Here is a 17,152-nt window from a genome sequence, read left to right as displayed (position 1 = left end):
CGATCTCCGCACCGGGAGGGTCACGCAAACCCCGCCGTCAGCGCAAACTCACGCCCCATCTCGCGAACCTCATCGAACAGGAAGCCCGCGAAACTGCGCATGACGATGATCTCGAACGCGTCCTGCCCCGTGCAGGCGAGGTTCGCCGCGACATGGCAGATCTGGCAGTTGCTCGACTGGCCGATTTCGAACAGGTCGGCATGCAGGTCGAGCGCCGTGCATTTGGCAAGGATCGCCCGCACCTTTGGTCCCTGAATACGCAGCACCACGCGACCGTCGCTCTGGTCGACAAACGACGCGCGGGTCGCCCCGAGGTCTGCCAGCTGCCGAGCAATCGTGTCAGTTGCGACCGTCTCGCTGAGCACGAGCCAGTCGCTGGGCCCGCAGACGCGAACATGCACATCTTCGAGATTGGTCAGCGCCTCGTCGATATCAGCCTCATGGCCGGGATGGGCAAGCACGGAGAAGACGGAGACTGCCCGCAGGATGGCGAGATGATGCGGATTGGGCGTCGCTTCGAAACCGGAAATGTGGTCCTCGAGCACGTGACTGATGGCATAGGTCACCGGCATAGCAGGATCCTCACAGGTTCAGTTTCTTGTTGTCGGGATCGTAGAAGACGGGGCTGACGACCTCGGCCACGACTTCCGAGCCGCGCAACCCGTCCCAAACCACGACCTTTTCGCCCAGCCGCTCGCGACCAGACTTGAGGAAGGCGAGGCCGATCGTGTGCCCGAGCGTCGGCGAATGGCAGACGGAGGACACCCAGCCCTGGTCGTTCAGCGTCGACGGCTTGACGTTTTCCTTCAGCAGATGCGCGCCGGCAGCGAAACTCTTGTCGCGATCGACAGGTTTCAGGCCGACGAGTTGCGGACGATCGGCAGCGGTGAGGCCGAAACGGCTGGACAGCCGCTTGCCGATGAAATCGGCCTTCTGCGTCGAGAACATCTTTCCGAGACCCACATCGTCGGGCGTCGTGCGCCCGTCGATTTCGCTGTGCGTGATGAAGCCCTTTTCGATGCGCAGCACGTTGAGCGCCTCGACACCGTAAGCGCAGATGCCATGTGGCTTGCCGGCCGCCATGATCGCATCGGCAACAGCCTCGCCGTAGTTGGCCGGCACTGCCACTTCGAAGGCGAGTTCGCCGGAGAAGGAGATGCGGAAGAGACGCGCCTTCAAGCCGCCCTTGAGCAGCACCTCGCGGGCCGAGAGGAAGGGGAAGGCCTCGTCGGAGATATCGTCCTCGATGATCTGTTCGAGGATGAGCCGCGCCTTGGGACCCGCAACCGACATCTGCGCCCACTGATCGCTGGAGGAGACGAAGCGCACGTCGAGATCCGGCCAGAGAACCTGGGAGCAGAATTCCAGATGCGTCATCACCTCGCCGGCATAGGCCGTCGTCGTGGTCATGAAGAAATGCTCATCCGACAGCCGGCTCGTCGTGCCGTCGTCGAAAATCATCCCGTCTTCGCGCAGCATCAAACCGTAGCGCGCCTTGCCGACCGGCAGCTTCAGGAAGGCATTGGAATAGATCCGGTTGATGAATTCGGCCGCATCCTTGCCGAAGATCTCGATCTTGCCGAGCGTCGAGACATCGCAGATCCCGGCATTGGCACGAATGTTCAAGACTTCCCGGTCGACCGACTCGCGCCAGGTCTTCTCGCCATCGCGCGGGAACCAGGAGGAGCGATACCAGAGGCCGGATTCGACAAAGACGGCGCCGTTCTTCTTCGCCCAGCCATGCAGCGGCGAGGTGCGCACGGGCCGCGAATGTTCGCCGCGTGACGTGCCCGCCATCGCCCCGAAGGAAACGGGCGTATAGAAGGGCCGGAAGGTCGTGGTGCCGATCTCGGCAGGCGAGACGCCGCGCATGCCGGCCATGATGCCGATCGTTGCAACATTACCGAGCTTGCCCTGATCGGTCGCCATGCCGCCGGTGGTGTAGCGCTTGGTATGCTCGACATGCCCCATGGCCTCGCGCTGGGCAAGACTCAGGTCCTTCACATGCACGTCGTTCTGGAAGTCGACAAAGGCCTTGGACTTGGCGCCCGGCACATACCAGAGCGGCGCGAAGCTCGCATCGAATTCACCCTCGACCTCGGGCACATCGACCGTGCCGACGAGACGACCGAGATCGCCTATCGCCTCATGTGCCTTGTCCGCACCATCGCGCAGAACAGCGGCAAGCGAGGCATGACCGGCAGCCGAGCCGGCGATCCGCAGCCCCTGCCCCACATCGGGCGCCAGGAAGGCCTGGTGCTCGTCCGACCAATAAGGCTTAGCGCCGCGCTGGCAGGCGAGATGCACGATCGGGCTATAGCCGCCGCTCATCGCCAGCGCATCGCAGGCAATCTCTTCCTGGTGGCCAACGCGTTCGGCGATCAAACCCTCGATCCGGTAGGTGCCCTTGGTGTCGATGACGGAACCGCCGCGGATGACCCGCACGCCTGATGGTGCGACATCCGAAGACTGTGTCCGGCCATCGATGATGGCCGCAACGCCGACACCGGCCGCGACCAGATCGGCCGCCGTGCGATAGCCCGCTCCACCATTGGTGAAGATGGCGACGTTCTGGCCAGCGGCCACGCCATAGCGATTGAGATAGGTCCTAATGGCACCCGAAGTCATCACACCCGGTCTGTCGTTCCCACCGAAGACCAGCGGCCGCTCTTCCGCACCCGAAGCGAGGATCGCCCGCTTGGCGACGATGCGCCAGACCCGCTCGACCGGGAGATCGCCCGAAGGCTGGGCGACATGCTTCTGCACCTTTTCGACGGCGCCGAAGACATTGTCGTCATACCAGCCGAACACCGTGGTGCGCGGCATCAGCGTGACGTTTGAAAGGCTCTTCAGTTCCTCGACAACCGAGGCCGCATACTCGGCCGCCGGCACACCGCCGACGGTGACGCGCTCGGAGAGCAGCGATCCGCCAAGCCGGAAGCCTTCATCCGCCAGAATGACGCGAAGCCCGGCGCGCGCCGCAGCCCGCGCCGCCATCAATCCGGCCGGGCCAGCGCCGATCACCAGGAGGTCGCAATGCCCCCAGGCCTTTTCGTAGCGATCGGGATCGGCGATGAACTGCGTCTTGCCGAGGCCGGCGGCTTTACGGATGATCGGCTCGTAAAGCTTTTCCCAGAACGCCTTCGGCCACATGAAGGTCTTGTAGTAGAAGCCGGCCGAGAGGAACGGCGACAACAGGCTGTTGACCGCGCCGATATCGTATTTCAGCGACGGCCAGCGGTTCTGGCTGTTGGCTTCAAGCCCCTGATAGAGCTCGGCCACGGTGGCGCGGGTATTGGGCTCGGTGCGCCCTTCGCTGCCGATCGTGACCAGCGCGTTCGGCTCCGCCGCACCTGCCGTGACGATGCCGCGCGGGCGGTGATACTTGAACGAGCGCCCGACCAACATCTGATCATTGGCAATCAGCGCAGACGCCAGCGTATCGCCCTCATAGCCGGTATAGATCTTGCCATCGAACGAGAAGGAGAGCGTACGGGCGCGATTGACGAGCCCGCCGGAGGAAAGCCGGTAGCCACTCATCGTGCGGCCTCCTTCGCGTAATCGCTCGCATCGGTCACGCTATAGACCTCGTGGCTCGCAGCATTGTCGCGCTCCACCACCAGCCAGCGGCGGCAGCCGGCCGAATGGTGCCAGTGCTCGGTAATCCGGCCCTTCGGATTGTCGCGGATGAAAACGTAACGATACCAGGCATCGTCAGGCGCGCCGGCGGCCGGGCGGACCGGGCTGGCATCACCGCGAATGCTGAACTCTTCCTTGGGGCGAACGCCGCAATGCGGACAGGTGATCAGGCTTGCCATGGCGATGTCTCAATGCAGGTTCGGTTGGGGACCCTTGCCGCCTTCGTCGACGGCAAAGCCGCGTTCGAAGCGATCAAGGCGCAAGAGGCGAGCCACTGGATGGGCCTCGTTCTTGGCGATCAGATGGGCAAAACAGAAGCCGGACGCCGGCGTCGCCTTAAAGCCGCCGTAACACCAGCCGCAATTCAGGTAGAGATTGTCGATCGGCGTGCGGTCGATGATCGGCGAGCCGTCCATCGACATGTCCATCACGCCACCCCAGGACCGCAGCACCCGGACGCGAGAGAGACCGGGGATCAGCGACACGCCCTCCTCGATCGTATGCTCGACGGTCGCGAGATTGCCGCGCTGCGCATAGGAAGAATAGTAGTCGATGTCGGCCCCGAAGACCAAGCCGCCCTTGTCGGACTGCGAGATATAGAAGTGTCCGGCACCATAGGTGATGACATTGTCGATCACGGGCTTAATGCCCTCCGACACGAAAGCCTGAAGCACATGCGTCTCGATCGGAAGATCCAGTCCGGCCATCTTGCCGGTGACAGAGGTATGGCCGGCGGTCGCCAGCGCCAGCTTGTTGCAGCCGATGAAACCCTTGCTCGTCTCGACGCCGGTCACCTGACCGAGCTCGTCGCGGCGGATGCCGGTGACCTCGCAATGCTGGATGAGATCGACGCCGCGCTCGTCCGCACCGCGCCCGTAGCCCCACGCAACCGCGTCATGACGGGCCGTACCGCCGCGCTTCTGCAAAAGACCACCGAGGATCGGGAAGCGCGCATGGTCGAAATTCAGATACGGCATCATCTGGCGCACCTGCTCACGGTCGAGCAGTTCGGCAGCCACGCCATGCATCATCATCGCATTGCCGCGCCGCGCATAGGCGTCGCGCTGGCCGTCGGTATGGAAGAGATTAACGATCCCGCGCTGCGAGACCATGGCATTGTAGTTGAAGTCCTGCTCCAGGCCTTCCCACATCTTCATCGACAGCTCGTAGAAGGGCTCATTGCCTTCAAGCATGTAGTTCGAACGGATGATCGTGGTGTTTCGCCCGACGTTGCCGCCGCCGAGATAGCCCTTCTCGATGACAGCGACATTGGTGATGCCGAATTCCTTGGCGAGGTAATAGGCGGTGGAAAGACCATGCCCGCCGCCCCCGACGATAACAACGTCGTAATGCGGTTTCGGCTGCGGCTCACGCCACATCGGCGCCCAGTTCCGGTTGCCGGAAAGCGCCTGGCGGAAGATCGAAAGGGCGGAATAACGCATCGAACAACCTCTGCAAATGTCGCGTCACATTCGCATAGGCGTCACAAAGAGCAAGCGCGATCAGGACAAAAACTATGCTGTTTGAGACATGGAACACAGGTTTGCTCGCAGTGCAGCACAGAAACATCAGCCTGCATTCCCATGCTGCGGCAAGGCGCACTTCCAAACGGCGGGCCATGGCAGTAAACCGGAGTGTGACATGATCGGGAGCCCGGTTCAGGTGCATCAGACGACAGACATTCTGAGACTGTTCGAGGAAAGCGCGATCGCCGCTGGCCGCGTCATTCTCGACATCTACCGCGCCGGCGCAAAGGTGCGCATCAAGGGCGACAAGTCACCCGTGACCGAAGCCGACGAGGCCGCAGAACGGCTGATCCTCGACGCGCTCGCACGCGATTTGCCGGACGTGCCCGTGGTCGCAGAAGAAGAGGTCGCCGCCGGCCGTATCCCTGATGTCAGCGGCGGCCGCTTCATCCTGGTGGATCCGCTCGACGGCACCCGGGAATTCATCGGCGGCCATGACGACTTCACCGTCAACATCGCGCTGATCGAAAACGGCACCCCCACCATCGGCGTGGTCCATGCGCCAGCACTCAACACGCTCTATCTCGGCGGCCCCGGCAAGGCCGAGAAACTGGTGGTGGACGATCTGGACCGCGTCACCGCCCGCTATCCCATTGCGGTGAGGCAAAAGCACGCCTCGCCCTCAGCGCTCGTCTCCCGCTCCCACAATTGCGATGCGACCGACGCCTATATCAAGAAGGCAGAGATCCTGGAGCGCAAGGCGGTCGGCTCTTCGCTCAAGTTCTGCCTGGTGGCCGAAGGCGTGGCCGACATCTATCCCCGTTTTAGCCCCACCATGGAATGGGATACGGCAGCCGGCGATGCCGTCTTGCGCGCCGCAGGCGGCATGGTTGCGACCGAGGACGGCGCGCCGCTCACCTATGGCAAGCGACTGATCGGCCTGCGCGCCTTCGAAAATCCGGCCTTCATTGCGACAGGACGCCTGCACGAGCGGGGATGACATCTAAGAAAGAGTGAGCAAATTCAACGGGGGCATGCGATTTTCATACCCCGTCTTCAGGCATGCCCGAGACTTCTCCCTTCGAACCCGCGCTGCACCTGGCAGCCAAATGAGAAGGAGAGACCATGCCCGATACGACCACCAAGCTCGCTTTGCCCTTCATCCTGCCCGCACAGGCGCAGAAGCATGTGACCCACAATGAAGCGCTGCAGCGCCTCGACGCGCTCGTGCAGCTCGTCATCACCAGCAGCCTGCCCAGTCCGCCCACAGATCCTCTCGATGGCCAGATCCATTTGGTCATCACTCCCGGGACTGGCGCCTGGAGCGGCCGGGAAGGCATGCTCGCCCTCTTCCAGGATGGCATCTGGATCTTCATCACACCGCGTGCGGGCTGGACCGCCGTCTTTCTGGATGAAGAGAGACTGAAACTTTTCGACGGCACCGACTGGATCGAGCAGCCTCTCCCTTCTGAGGCTCAGTTCGAGCGGCTGGGCATCGCCGCCACGCCGGACAGCTATAACAGGCTGTCGCTCGCCTCGCCCGCCAGCCTCTTCAATCACGCGGGCGACAGCCATCGGCTGACGATCAACAAATCAGGCACGGCAGAGACCGCGAGCCTGATCTTCCAATCGAACTGGCAGGGGCGTGCCGAAATGGGGCTTGCGGGGGAAGACCGCTTCTCGCTCAAGGTGAACGGCGACGTGACCGGCTGGCGTCAGGCCGTCAGCATCACGCCGGAGGGTTATGTCCGCCACGACCAGCGCCCTCACGCCCGCGCCTCGCTGAATACGGCAACACTCACCCCGGCGGCCGGGAGCTTCACCGGCTTCGATGTCCTGCATCTCTCGGGCGGCGATGTCGCGCTCGGCTCTCCGCTTGCCTCCGGCAATGGGCGCCCGCTCGTGGTATCGGCGTCTGGTCTCTATCTTCTGTCGCTGACCGTAGACGCGAACAGCACTGGCACCCACACCGTCCATGTCAGCCGCAATGGCTCGATCGATGTTGCAAGCCATATCGGCGGTGCAGGTGTCTCGAGCACGGTCGCCCTGGTCTGGTTCGACGCAGGCGACACCCTCTCACTCCGCCACCTCGGCACGATCCAGTATGACTTCGGCTACGCGAAGACGGAGCTCAGCCTGACCCTGCTCTGACACCCGAAACGACGAAAGGCGCCACAGGTCGTGTGGCGCCTTTCGCTCAAAACAAAAGTCGGATCTCAGAGCAGCCTGTAACGGCAGGCACGGGCGACTGCCTGCATGCGGTTGACCGCTTCGAGCTTGCGCATCGCGCTCTTCAGATAACTGACGACGGTATGGCTGGAAATATCGAGAATGATCGCGATCTCGTCGCTGCTCTTGCCCGCAGCCGACCAGCGCAGACATTCGATTTCGCGCGCAGACAGCTTTTCCTTCGGGCCGAGCCGCGGAACCAGCGCCTCGACACCGGCATCAAGCAGTTCCATCAAGCTCAACTGCAGTTCTGCAATCTCTCTGCGGTCGGGCGCGCTGGCACGTCCCGAAAGAACCAGAACATACTGGGTCTGGTTCCGGTCATGCAGGCTGTAGACCAGAAGAGCGCCAAGCTCGAACTGCTGGAACACCGGCGCCACAGGCTGCCGCGCTTCCGAGCCAGGTGTGCCGAGGAAGAGGTTGTCCTCCGTGTAGATCGGCAGGATCGACTGCTTGATGCGCGCAACGAGCTGGCTTCCGGCGTAGACTTCGGCTGCCTCATAAGCCAATCGCAGCTCGTCTGGCCAGGTGCAGACGATCAGATTGGCCGCAAATTCCGGGCTGTCAGCCTTCGGAAACCTGGCAAGAAGACAGTGCCGAAACCCGTGAGCACGACCCAGCGAAAAGAGATCACGCCCCCACGATCCCGTGGAGAGCGCCTCACTCTGAAAAACGGCAGCGCCGTCACCAAGATTGTGACTGTGCGTCACATCGGTTGGCCTGAACATACAACTCCTTTCGACCGAACATTCCGTCCGATCGGGATCTGAATATTTATGGACATTGAGTCGTTCCATGAAGGAACGGGTATCAGCTGGGCCTGTCGCCGATCTTGCGGCTCAAAAAGAGCCGACTTGCGCGACATCTGCCCTTCTGGACGACGGATCGTCCTCGGCATGGATATTGATGAGCGCCCAATGCCACAGATGCGCGACGCGCACCAGTCGCGCCGTTCGCATAACTCCTATGCAATTGCCGCAAGTTTACTCAAGTTGCAGCAAAATGGGCGAATCCCGGCGCGGCTGCGTCGCTAAAATTATTATCAAATGCTTACAATGGGCTTAGGCAAATTTTAAAGCATCGGTCCTAGTATGCGGGTGTGTGGTCTTGAGTTTGTATAGAGAGTCCAATGACCGAAATGATCCGCCCACGAGTGAAATATGTCATCGGCCCCGATGGCAGCCCCCTGACGATTGCCGATCTTCCGCCGGCCAATACACGCCGCTGGGTGATCCGCCGCAAGGCTGAGGTTGTCGCGGCAGTGCGTGGCGGCCTGTTGAGCCTGGAAGAGGCCTGTGAACGCTACACGCTGACGGTCGAGGAGTTCCTCTCCTGGCAGTCTTCGATCAGCGACCACGGCCTGCCGGGCCTGCGCACCACCCGAATCCAGCAGTATCGCCATTAGTACCTTTGGTGCCGGTTTGCCGGTACACTAAGTTTTTTGACAAGACCCATCCTGAACCGGCATGGCCCAGCCTGCCGGTTTCATGCTTTCTGGGGCACAGCCCTTCGGCCAAGAGCACTCAAGGCAACCACCGCCAGGCTCGATCCCGCATAAAACCAGAGGCCCGGCTGGGTAAAGGCCTGCGCCAGCCCGCTCGTTTTCGTCGCAAAGATGACGATGGCGACGAGCAGCACATCCATCATCGACCACTTCGATAGCACCGGCACCAGACGATCGAGAAACCCGATCTGCTGAAGGCGATCTTCGACCACCTGTTCGGCAGCGACAAGCAGAAGCTTGGCGAGCGGAAAGACGATGGAAACCAGCCCGACAAGCACGGCGAGCGCCGCATCCGCGCCTGTCCACAGAGAGAGGATGACCTCAACCAGGGAGGCATCGGTCGAAAAGACGTAAAAGCTCTCGAACCGCATCAGCGGAAGTGTGACCCCAAGGGCAAAAAATGCCGGGGCACCGACAAGGAGAAGCGCCTTCAACCAGACCAGCAACGAGGTTCCCCTTGCAATGTCGAACACTGCGTGTCCGGCTCTATCGTTGCCGGTTCGCAAGCGCCGATGTTAAGCAGAAGCAGGAAACGACGGCAACAGGAGGCTAGGATGCACATCACCAGTGAGGAAGCAGGGTCCGGCGGACGCTATTTAGGCCGCGTCGATGGCATCGCGGAACCGGCGCTCATGACCTTCTCTCGCGCCTCCCCCACTCTGATCATCATTGATCACACCGAGGTGCCGGGCGAGATGCGCGGAACCGGCGCCGGTCAGGCGCTCGCCGAGCATGCGGTTGCCGAGGCGCGCAAGGGCGGCTGGAAAATCATCCCGCTCTGCCCCTTCATGAAGGCGCAGATGGACCGCCATCCGGACTGGAATGACGTTCGACAGGGCTGATCCCTTGGGCCATAAACGAACAAAGGCGGACGCGAGGGTAACCCGCGACCGCCTTCCTTTTCGAAATCTCAACCAGACTGAATAGCGTTATTCAGGCCCGGACACGCATCTGGCCATCGCGCTCTTCGAGAGCCGCCGCCTTCTGGTATTCCGCTTCTGCCTCTTCCAACGCCAGTTCTGCTGCTTCCTGCTGGACCTTCAGTTCCCGAATGGAGACCTGAAGATTGTCCGCGCGCTGGCGAGCTGCCTTGGCGAAGGTGGGATAGGCGAAATGATTGGGATCAGAGATACCCGACTTCTTTTCCTCGATGCCGATCTGAGCTTCGAGCTCCTTCGCCATCCGTTCGAACTCGGACATCATCGACTGCAACTGCTGCAATTGCCGACGCTTTTCGGTAACCTGAAAACCTTTCAGGCGTACCAGGCTCTCACGCGACTTCATACGCAATACTCCCGTGATGCGAGATCCCCCGCCACACTTGCTACTCAACACGCCCGCCACCGATTCGTCCAAAAAAAGTCCGCGGCGTTAACAAAAAGCTACCTTTGGTAACCTTTCGTTTACGGGCATCGTTAATGATAAGCCCGATCACTTAAGGGTCAGTAAATGCCAGAGCCCGAAAAGAGCTCCTGACAATGATGAGTCAAATGAATCGGTTACAGGGTTTTCCTGAGGCGCAGATTCAGGTGTGGCGATGACCGAAACACATGAAGAATCAGGAGGCTGAAATCTTTGCTTAATAAATTCGATACACCTTGCCAGAGGGAATCAGAATTTGTTAACCAATTGGTGGCAGCCTTCAAATCAGGCAACGACTGGATCCGTATCGCGTAGGGGGCCATCTTGACCTTTCGGCGGCGGTAAAGGGGATAAATATGCGGGTTCTACTCATTGAAGACGATAGCGCGACGGCGCAGAGCATCGAACTGATGCTCAAGTCCGAGAGCTTCAACGTCTACACCACCGATCTCGGCGAAGAAGGTGTCGACCTCGGTAAGCTCTACGACTACGACATCATTCTGCTCGACCTGAACCTGCCCGACATGTCCGGTTACGAGGTGCTGCGTACCCTTCGCCTGTCAAAGGTGAAGACGCCGATCTTGATCCTGTCCGGCATGGCAGGCATTGAAGACAAGGTGCGGGGCCTCGGCTTCGGCGCCGACGACTACATGACAAAGCCGTTCCACAAGGACGAGCTGGTTGCCCGCATTCATGCGATCGTCCGCCGTTCCAAGGGCCACGCCCAGTCGATCATCATCACGGGCGAACTCATCGTGAACCTGGATGCCAAGACGGTCGAAGTTGGTGGCCAGCGCGTTCACCTGACGGGCAAGGAATACCAGATGCTGGAGCTGCTTTCGCTCCGCAAGGGTACGACACTGACCAAGGAAATGTTCCTGAACCATCTCTATGGTGGCATGGACGAGCCTGAACTGAAGATCATCGACGTCTTCATCTGCAAGCTGCGCAAGAAGCTCGCAAATGCCGCCGGTGGCGCAAACTACATCGAAACCGTCTGGGGCCGCGGCTACGTGCTGCGAGAGCCGGATGGCGCAGAATACATGGAAACGGCATAAGCCTTTTCCCAATCCCCTTGCCGGAGGCCCGCGTTCACGACGCGGGCCTTTTGCTTTTTGGGCTTTACCCTGCCGCAGCAGCGTCGCGGATTGCGGCCATGAAAAAAGGCGGCACCGATGGGTACCGCCTTTCAGATATTTGCTTCAGTTCCTGGCAGATCAGGCAGCGATCGCCTTGTCGCCGAATGTCTTGGTGAGGATCTCGCGATCGAAAGGCTTGAGCAGGAAGTCGTTGGCACCGGCACGCTTGCCGGCCATCATCACCTTCAGCTCGGCCTCGACGACGCAATAGTAGATCTTCACGGCCTTGCCATCGGGAAGCGCGCGGACGTTGGAAATCAGGTCGAGTGCGTCGTCCATGCCGGCATCGACGATCATGACATCGGGAAGTTCCCGTTCGCAGCGCGTCAGACCCTCACGCCCGGAACCAGCTTCCGTGACCTGATAGCCAAGCTCCGACAGGATCTTTTTGCCGACCTTGCGAACGATGTCCGAGCCGTCTGCGATCATCAAGCGCTTCATGGTCAACTCCCCTCCCCTCAAAACCGGGGAATACAATTTTAACCGCCATGATACCGGGCCTGACCTAAGGAAAGGTTACCGGTTGTAACAGCCCATCGTCCCGGATCGGGACAGCTCAGGCGATCAGTTCTGCGGTGAAAGCGATCTCGCCTTCGCTCGGCACGCATTTCAGTTCCATGCCGCACTCATCCGCGAGCAAAATGGTGTAATAGGGCTGGATGGTATGGGCGTCGACCGCCTCTTCCAGGTGGCCCGAGAGGATTTCCTGATACTTCGGCGGCACGCGCAGCATGCGGCCCTTGGCGACGATCTTGAACTTTGCGTCCGTCTCCGGGTTCTCGAGCGAGATATCGAGCGAGCCGCCACGCGGAATGGCGCCATAGGCGACCAGGAAGAGGTTGAGGAGCAGCTTGACGCGGTTCTTGGCGATGATGGCGCGCGGACCGCTCCAGGTCACCTCGGTCTTCTTCTCGGCCTGAGCGAAGTCCTTGGCAGCCTTCTCGGCCTCACCGGTGTCGATCGAGGCGCCGACAGAGCCGGAAGCCCCGAAGGCAAGACGGGCGAACTTCAGGCGGACCGAGGCATTCAGCGCGCTGGTGCGGATCAGATCCATCGCATCGGCGTCCGCACCGCCCTCGTCGAGCAGTTCGAGGCCGTTGTTGATCGCGCCGACCGGCGAGATGACGTCGTGGCAGACGCGGCTGCAAAGCAGCGCCGCGAGGTCGGGACCTGCAAGCGTGAGGTTGGGGTTCTTCGCCATGGTCGTCTCCAGAAGATGTGGACCCTGAGCGCAACAGGCGGACACACGTCCGCAGGCCGCGACTTGGTCGGATGCCGTTCGGCCATAATGACACCATATTTGGTAAACCGATTATTAAGACGATGCCCGCTAGGTTTAATTACCCCCAAGGAAGACGCCGAATCCGTCGGCTTCGCATTCAGGAGGCACCATGATTCCCTCGTCCATTCGCTCCCTGCCGGTTCTGCGATCGCTGTTCCTGGCCACCATGGCTATCATCGGCATTGCGGTCAGCGAACGGCCAGCCGCGGCTGCCGGAGAATACACGATCCAGGAAGTGGTCGATGCCGGTCACGGCTTCTTCGGTGAGACCAGCGGCGCCCTGGCCAAGGTGATTGAACAGGCCTTCGAACAGTATGGCCTGCCGAACGGCTATATCCTGGGCCAGGAAGGCTCCGGTGCCCTGATCGCTGGCCTCACCTATGGCGAAGGCACGCTCTACACCAAGAATGTCGGCCAACACGACGTGTTCTGGCAGGGCCCATCCCTCGGCATCGATTACGGCGGCAACGGCACGCGCGCGATGATGCTCGTCTATGACCTGCCCGATGTCGACACGCTCTATGCCCGCTACGGCGGCGTGAGCGGCTCGGCCTACATCGTCGCCGGCGTCGGCATGACGGTCCTCAAAAGCCGCGATGTGATCCTGGTGCCGATTCGCACAGGCCTAGGCGCACGGCTCGGCGTTAACGTCGGCTATCTCAAGTTGACCCGCGCGCCCACCTGGAACCCCTTCTGAGCCCACAAGTTGCGTGGCTCAGGCTCACGCAAGCTCGATCTGGTCTGTCGTTAGGCATATTCGTGGAAGGTACCGGCCAGGTCCGTCGTTCCGCTTGCCGCCTGACGGCGGCCATGCTTAACTAACTGCTAATCTTCAAGAGTTCCGTGGCGCGACCGTGATTGAATATGCCCTGATTTTCGCAATGGGATTTATGGCGGCGGCGCTGCTGGTGATGCTTGTCGCACCGGCGATCCATCAACGCGTCGTGCTCTACACGGAGAACCGGCTGAAGGCGACCATGCCGCTGAGCCCGCAGGAGATCCGCGCCCAGAAGGACATGGTGCGCGCCCTCTATGCTGCAGAAAATGCCAGGACCCAGCACGAGCTCACCCGCGAGCGGGAAAAGTCGATCGGCCTCAAGCTGCAGAACGAGACGCTGAGCGGGGACGCCGCCAGACTTCTGTCCGACAGCAAGGACCTCAAGGTTCAGATCGAGGAGATGAGCACGGAAGCCGCTGATCTTCGCTCCAAGCTGCGCCGCAGCGATGTGGAGATGGGCTCTATCCGCGAGACGCTGAAGCGCGTCGAGATCGCAGCCGCCGCCAAGGATGTCGAACTCGAAGAACGCGCCCATCGGATTGCCCGCGTCATCAGCGACATGGACACGATGCGCATCGAGGCAATGAGCCGCGACACCGAGATCGACACGCTGAAGACCCGCATCCAGGGCATGCGCGACGAGCGCGAAGAATTGCGCCGCGAGACCAAGCTGCTCGGCAAGCGCGCCAAGGACGCCGAGCTGCGCCTGGCCCAGGAAGAGCACAAGGTCCTGCGGCTTGAGGACATCCTCGCCCGCGACGCCGCCGAGCGTGCCGATGCTAGCTCGCTCGTCGAACGCCGCACGCGGGAACTGACCGATCTGCGCGCCAAGTTGAAGACGGCCAATGCCCAGCTGCGCAATGCGCAACGCGCGCTGCGGGAAGCCGGTATCGCCCTGCCCGACACGAAAGAGCCGTCCATGGTCGAAGACGAGATCGCGAATTCCAACCTCGCTGCCGACCCGGTCGTCCTTGAAAACGACATCCGCCGCAGCCAGACGGTTCTGACCGAACGCCTGCTCAAAGCCAAGGCGTCGACCGAAGACGATGCGCTGCGCGAGGAACTGGGCGACATTGCCGCCAAGATGATCGTGTTGACAGCAGCCCGCGAGGACGAGCGGTCTGTTATCACCGACCTGATCGGCTCACAGCCGAAGGGCGGCGACAAGCAAAAGAGCCTCGTCGACCGAGTTCTCGCCATGGATCCGTCGATCGGCCGCGCTTCCGGCATGGCAACGCCTGCCGAATAAGGCAACCCATCAACATCCGAGAATTTGAAACTGCGTGTCGCGTAGCGGGTCAGCCGAGCCGCCCCATGGCGCGGGCAATGGCGTAGAGCGCGATCCCGCTTGCGGTGCCGACATTCAGACTATCCAGCCCCGGCGCCTGCGCGATGCGCGCCGAGCGGAAGCGATCGAGGATCGTCGCCGGCAGACCCTCGCCTTCCGTACCCATGACCAGAGCCACACGTCGTCCCGGAGCGATGGCGCCGATCTCGACAGTGCCTGCCGGCGAGAGCGCCCAGATCTCGAAACCAGCTCCCGCGAGGGTGCCGAGAACCTCCTCTGCGCTGCGCTGACGCGTATAGGGCACGGCCAGCACCGCGCCGACGGACACACGCAAGGCTTTGCGATAAAGCGGGTCGCAGCACGTCTCGTCGAGCAGGACCGCATCGGCAGTAAAGCCGGCGGCATTGCGAAACAGCGCGCCGATATTGTCGTGATTGGAAATGCCACAGCCGACCAGCACGAGCGCGCTTTCCGGCAATCCTGCGATCAAGTGCCCGAGATCGGGTGGCGCGGCACGGCTACCAAGCGCAAGCACCCCGCGATGCAGATGAAAACCCGCAATCGCATCCAGCACAGAGGCCTCTGCCACATAGACGGGGACATCCTCAGGAAACTGACCGATCAGATCGGAAAGCCCGGCGACCCTGTTCTTCAAAAGCAGCAGCTTTTCCGCCCGCACCGGGCCGGAGCCGCCATGCGCCTTGGCGAGCATCGACAAGACGACCGTGCCTTCGGCAATGAACTGGCCCTGGCGGCCGGCCAGGTCGCGCTCGCGGATCGCCGTGAACTCGGCGATCCTCAAATCGCCGGGATCGGTAATCTCGATGAAGCGATCGGGCCCCACGCCGTCCTCAGTCGCCGGCAAGCGTCACGTCGGCGATGATGCGGCCGAGCGCGAGGTCGAAGACAAAGGCCTTGCGTTCACCGGCAGCCGTTTCGCCATAGATCAGCATCTGGCTGCCCGAAAGCGAGGTCTGGGCGACGCGGAAGCCGGCAGGCAGATTGGCAGTCAGGCTGAGCGGTTGGTCGGATGGAACGGCAAAGGTCGACGACGACGTCGCGGCCACAGCTTCGGCACCACCCTCATCGCGGGTCAGCTTGTAGAAGATCGACACCAGCACGGCGAGGAAGAGTACCGCCATGATGCCGCCGGAGATCAGCTGCAGCTTGACCATCTTGCGGCGAACGCCTTCCATGACCGGATCGAGCGGCTTGTCTTCCAGGTTCTCGTCGTCGATATCAGCCATGGCAGCAGTCGTTTCCCATCGTGTTCGCCCTGATCCCGACGCTTTCCCCGAGGCGAACGAACCGGAGAAAATCGCCGGGCGAACCGGCTGTCGATTGTCGAAGCCCCCGGTCTGTGCCAAATGGCAGCGACAAGGGCCGCAGCATCGGCCGCCGTGAGACGGGATGACATGATGACCGACCCCTTTAACGAAGCCGCCGCATCAAGGAAAGAGCTGATTGCCGAGGACGATGCCTCAGGCCGCATCGACGCCTGGCTGACGGCAGCGCTCGGGGCCGAGTTCTCGCGCAATCGCGTCAAGGCGCTGATCGAACAGGGCGCGGTGCAGCTGAACGGCGCGCCGCTGGATTCTCCCAACCGCAAGATCAAGCCGGGCGATACCGTAGTCATTGACCTGCCGGCGCCCGAGGACCCGCAGCCGAAGGGCGAGGATATCCCGCTGGAGGTTCTCTATGAGGATTCTGACCTGATCGTCATTGCCAAGCCTCCGGGCCTTGTCGTCCATCCGGGCGCCGGCAACTGGAATGGCACGCTGGTCAATGCACTGATCTATCATTGCGGCGACAGCCTGTCCGGCATCGGCGGCGTCAAGCGTCCCGGCATCGTGCATCGCCTCGACAAGGATACGTCGGGCGTGATGGTCGTCGCCAAGAACGATATCGCGCACCGCCATCTCTCCGACCAGTTCGCCGACCATGGCCGCACCGGCCCGCTGGAGCGCGCCTACCGCGCCGTGGTCTGGGGCCGCCCGCGCTCGCTGGCCGGCACGATCGATGCCGCCCTAGGCCGCTCCGGCGCCGACCGCACCAAGCGCACGGTCAAGCGCGAGGACACCGACGACGCCCGCGAGGCAATCACGCACTACACCGTGCTTGAGCGCTACGGCGAGAAGCCTGACGCCACCTGCCTCGCCTCGCTGGTCGAGTGCCGCCTGGAGACGGGCCGCACCCATCAGATCCGCGTCCACATGGCCCATATCGGCAATCCGCTGATCGGCGATCAGGAATACGGTGCCGCCTTCAAGACAAAGGCGAACCTTCTGACCGAGGACGCCAAGCGCGCCGTCAACAAGTTCCACCGCCAGGCGCTACACGCCTATCTGCTCGCATTCGAACATCCGACCACGGGGAAGACCATGCGTTTCGAGGCCCCCATCCCGGCGGATCTTCAGAAGGTCATTGACGCGCTGAAGGTGATGTAACCAAACCCCTATCCGGCG

At 61.8% G+C, this 17,152-nt stretch carries 19 protein-coding genes; 8 read left to right on the top strand and 11 right to left on the bottom strand.

What is annotated here, in order from left to right; all coding sequences use genetic code 11:
- Positions 1-20: 20 nt before the first annotated feature.
- From AC02Y0_RS03535 to AC02Y0_RS03520, 4 genes are read right to left on the bottom strand one after another with little or no spacing between them, the layout of a single operon-like run.
- Positions 21-572 carry a sarcosine oxidase subunit gamma gene (locus tag AC02Y0_RS03535; protein WP_476382445.1) on the bottom strand — a complete coding sequence of 184 codons (552 nt, stop codon included), beginning with the start codon at positions 570-572 and terminating at the stop codon, positions 21-23.
- Positions 573-582: 10 nt separating this feature from the next.
- Complete coding sequence (locus tag AC02Y0_RS03530) at positions 583-3,540, bottom strand: sarcosine oxidase subunit alpha family protein (protein WP_476382444.1); 2,958 nt, start codon at positions 3,538-3,540, stop codon at positions 583-585.
- On the bottom strand, positions 3,537-3,818 hold the full coding sequence (locus AC02Y0_RS03525) for a sarcosine oxidase subunit delta (protein ID WP_102018271.1): 282 nt from the start codon (positions 3,816-3,818) through the stop codon (positions 3,537-3,539). Before AC02Y0_RS03525 ends, AC02Y0_RS03530 begins: the two co-directional genes overlap by 4 nt.
- A 9-nt stretch (positions 3,819-3,827) precedes the next feature.
- Positions 3,828-5,081, bottom strand: a complete 1,254-nt coding sequence (locus AC02Y0_RS03520) for a sarcosine oxidase subunit beta family protein (RefSeq protein ID WP_476382442.1) — start codon at positions 5,079-5,081, stop codon at positions 3,828-3,830.
- Between the two features lie 238 nt (positions 5,082-5,319).
- Here AC02Y0_RS03520 and cysQ point away from each other — a divergent pair, with 238 nt between their 5' ends.
- Positions 5,320-6,105 carry a 3'(2'),5'-bisphosphate nucleotidase CysQ gene (gene cysQ / locus AC02Y0_RS03515; RefSeq protein ID WP_476383955.1) on the top strand — a complete coding sequence of 262 codons (786 nt, stop codon included), beginning with the start codon at positions 5,320-5,322 and terminating at the stop codon, positions 6,103-6,105.
- A 125-nt stretch (positions 6,106-6,230) separates the two neighbouring features.
- Positions 6,231-7,256: a DUF2793 domain-containing protein gene (locus AC02Y0_RS03510; RefSeq protein ID WP_476382440.1), complete on the top strand. Its 1,026-nt coding sequence runs from the start codon at positions 6,231-6,233 to the stop codon at positions 7,254-7,256.
- Between the two features lie 65 nt (positions 7,257-7,321).
- On the opposite strand, the gene AC02Y0_RS03505 is transcribed toward AC02Y0_RS03510, so the two are convergent.
- Entirely contained in the window at positions 7,322-8,062 is a 741-nt protein-coding gene (locus tag AC02Y0_RS03505) for a helix-turn-helix transcriptional regulator (RefSeq protein ID WP_102018274.1), read from the bottom strand.
- A gap of 401 nt (positions 8,063-8,463) precedes the next feature.
- On the opposite strand from AC02Y0_RS03505, the gene sciP reads away from it, so the two are divergent.
- Entirely contained in the window at positions 8,464-8,739 is a 276-nt protein-coding gene (sciP, locus tag AC02Y0_RS03500) for a CtrA inhibitor SciP (RefSeq protein ID WP_007606379.1), read from the top strand.
- Positions 8,740-8,819: 80 nt separating this feature from the next.
- Here sciP and AC02Y0_RS03495 read toward each other — a convergent pair whose 3' ends face one another.
- Positions 8,820-9,311: a paraquat-inducible protein A gene (locus tag AC02Y0_RS03495; protein ID WP_476382438.1), complete on the bottom strand. Its 492-nt coding sequence runs from the start codon at positions 9,309-9,311 to the stop codon at positions 8,820-8,822.
- Positions 9,312-9,392: 81 nt separating this feature from the next.
- Here AC02Y0_RS03495 and AC02Y0_RS03490 point away from each other — a divergent pair, with 81 nt between their 5' ends.
- Positions 9,393-9,680, top strand: coding sequence for a GNAT family N-acetyltransferase (locus tag AC02Y0_RS03490; RefSeq protein WP_476382436.1), 288 nt, complete (start codon positions 9,393-9,395; stop codon positions 9,678-9,680).
- Between the two features lie 91 nt (positions 9,681-9,771).
- Here the strand turns inward: AC02Y0_RS03490 and AC02Y0_RS03485 are convergent, their stop codons facing one another.
- Positions 9,772-10,122, bottom strand: coding sequence for a flagellar export protein FliJ (locus AC02Y0_RS03485; RefSeq protein WP_102018277.1), 351 nt, complete (start codon positions 10,120-10,122; stop codon positions 9,772-9,774).
- Positions 10,123-10,556: 434 nt separating this feature from the next.
- Here AC02Y0_RS03485 and ctrA point away from each other — a divergent pair, with 434 nt between their 5' ends.
- Positions 10,557-11,258 carry a response regulator transcription factor CtrA gene (ctrA, locus tag AC02Y0_RS03480; protein WP_054148338.1) on the top strand — a complete coding sequence of 234 codons (702 nt, stop codon included), beginning with the start codon at positions 10,557-10,559 and terminating at the stop codon, positions 11,256-11,258.
- Between the two features lie 159 nt (positions 11,259-11,417).
- Here the strand turns inward: ctrA and AC02Y0_RS03475 are convergent, their stop codons facing one another.
- A complete protein-coding gene (locus tag AC02Y0_RS03475; protein ID WP_102018278.1) occupies positions 11,418-11,780 on the bottom strand; it encodes a response regulator in 363 nt (120 codons plus the stop codon).
- 115 nt (positions 11,781-11,895) lie between these two features.
- Entirely contained in the window at positions 11,896-12,540 is a 645-nt protein-coding gene (chpT, locus tag AC02Y0_RS03470) for a histidine phosphotransferase ChpT (RefSeq protein ID WP_476382433.1), read from the bottom strand.
- 247 nt (positions 12,541-12,787) lie between these two features.
- Between chpT and AC02Y0_RS03465 the strand changes: the two genes are divergently transcribed.
- Entirely contained in the window at positions 12,788-13,318 is a 531-nt protein-coding gene (locus AC02Y0_RS03465; protein ID WP_476383954.1) for a DUF1134 domain-containing protein, read from the top strand.
- A 184-nt stretch (positions 13,319-13,502) separates the two neighbouring features.
- Positions 13,503-14,648, top strand: a complete 1,146-nt coding sequence (locus AC02Y0_RS03460; RefSeq protein ID WP_476382432.1) for a hypothetical protein — start codon at positions 13,503-13,505, stop codon at positions 14,646-14,648.
- 49 nt (positions 14,649-14,697) lie between these two features.
- On the opposite strand, the gene AC02Y0_RS03455 is transcribed toward AC02Y0_RS03460, so the two are convergent.
- Positions 14,698-15,531 (bottom strand): TrmH family RNA methyltransferase, encoded by an 834-nt coding sequence (locus tag AC02Y0_RS03455; RefSeq protein ID WP_476382430.1) that lies wholly within the window; start codon positions 15,529-15,531, stop codon positions 14,698-14,700.
- Positions 15,532-15,538: 7 nt separating this feature from the next.
- Complete coding sequence (locus AC02Y0_RS03450; RefSeq protein ID WP_476382428.1) at positions 15,539-15,934, bottom strand: hypothetical protein; 396 nt, start codon at positions 15,932-15,934, stop codon at positions 15,539-15,541.
- A gap of 171 nt (positions 15,935-16,105) precedes the next feature.
- Between AC02Y0_RS03450 and AC02Y0_RS03445 the strand changes: the two genes are divergently transcribed.
- Entirely contained in the window at positions 16,106-17,134 is a 1,029-nt protein-coding gene (locus AC02Y0_RS03445; RefSeq protein WP_476382426.1) for an RluA family pseudouridine synthase, read from the top strand.
- Positions 17,135-17,152 lie beyond the last annotated feature (18 nt).

This window comes from Allorhizobium sp. nf9_anc (assembly GCF_056323085.1).
The sequence above is the reverse complement of the archived record's forward strand: the minus strand, read 5'-3'. Positions and strand labels throughout refer to the sequence as shown.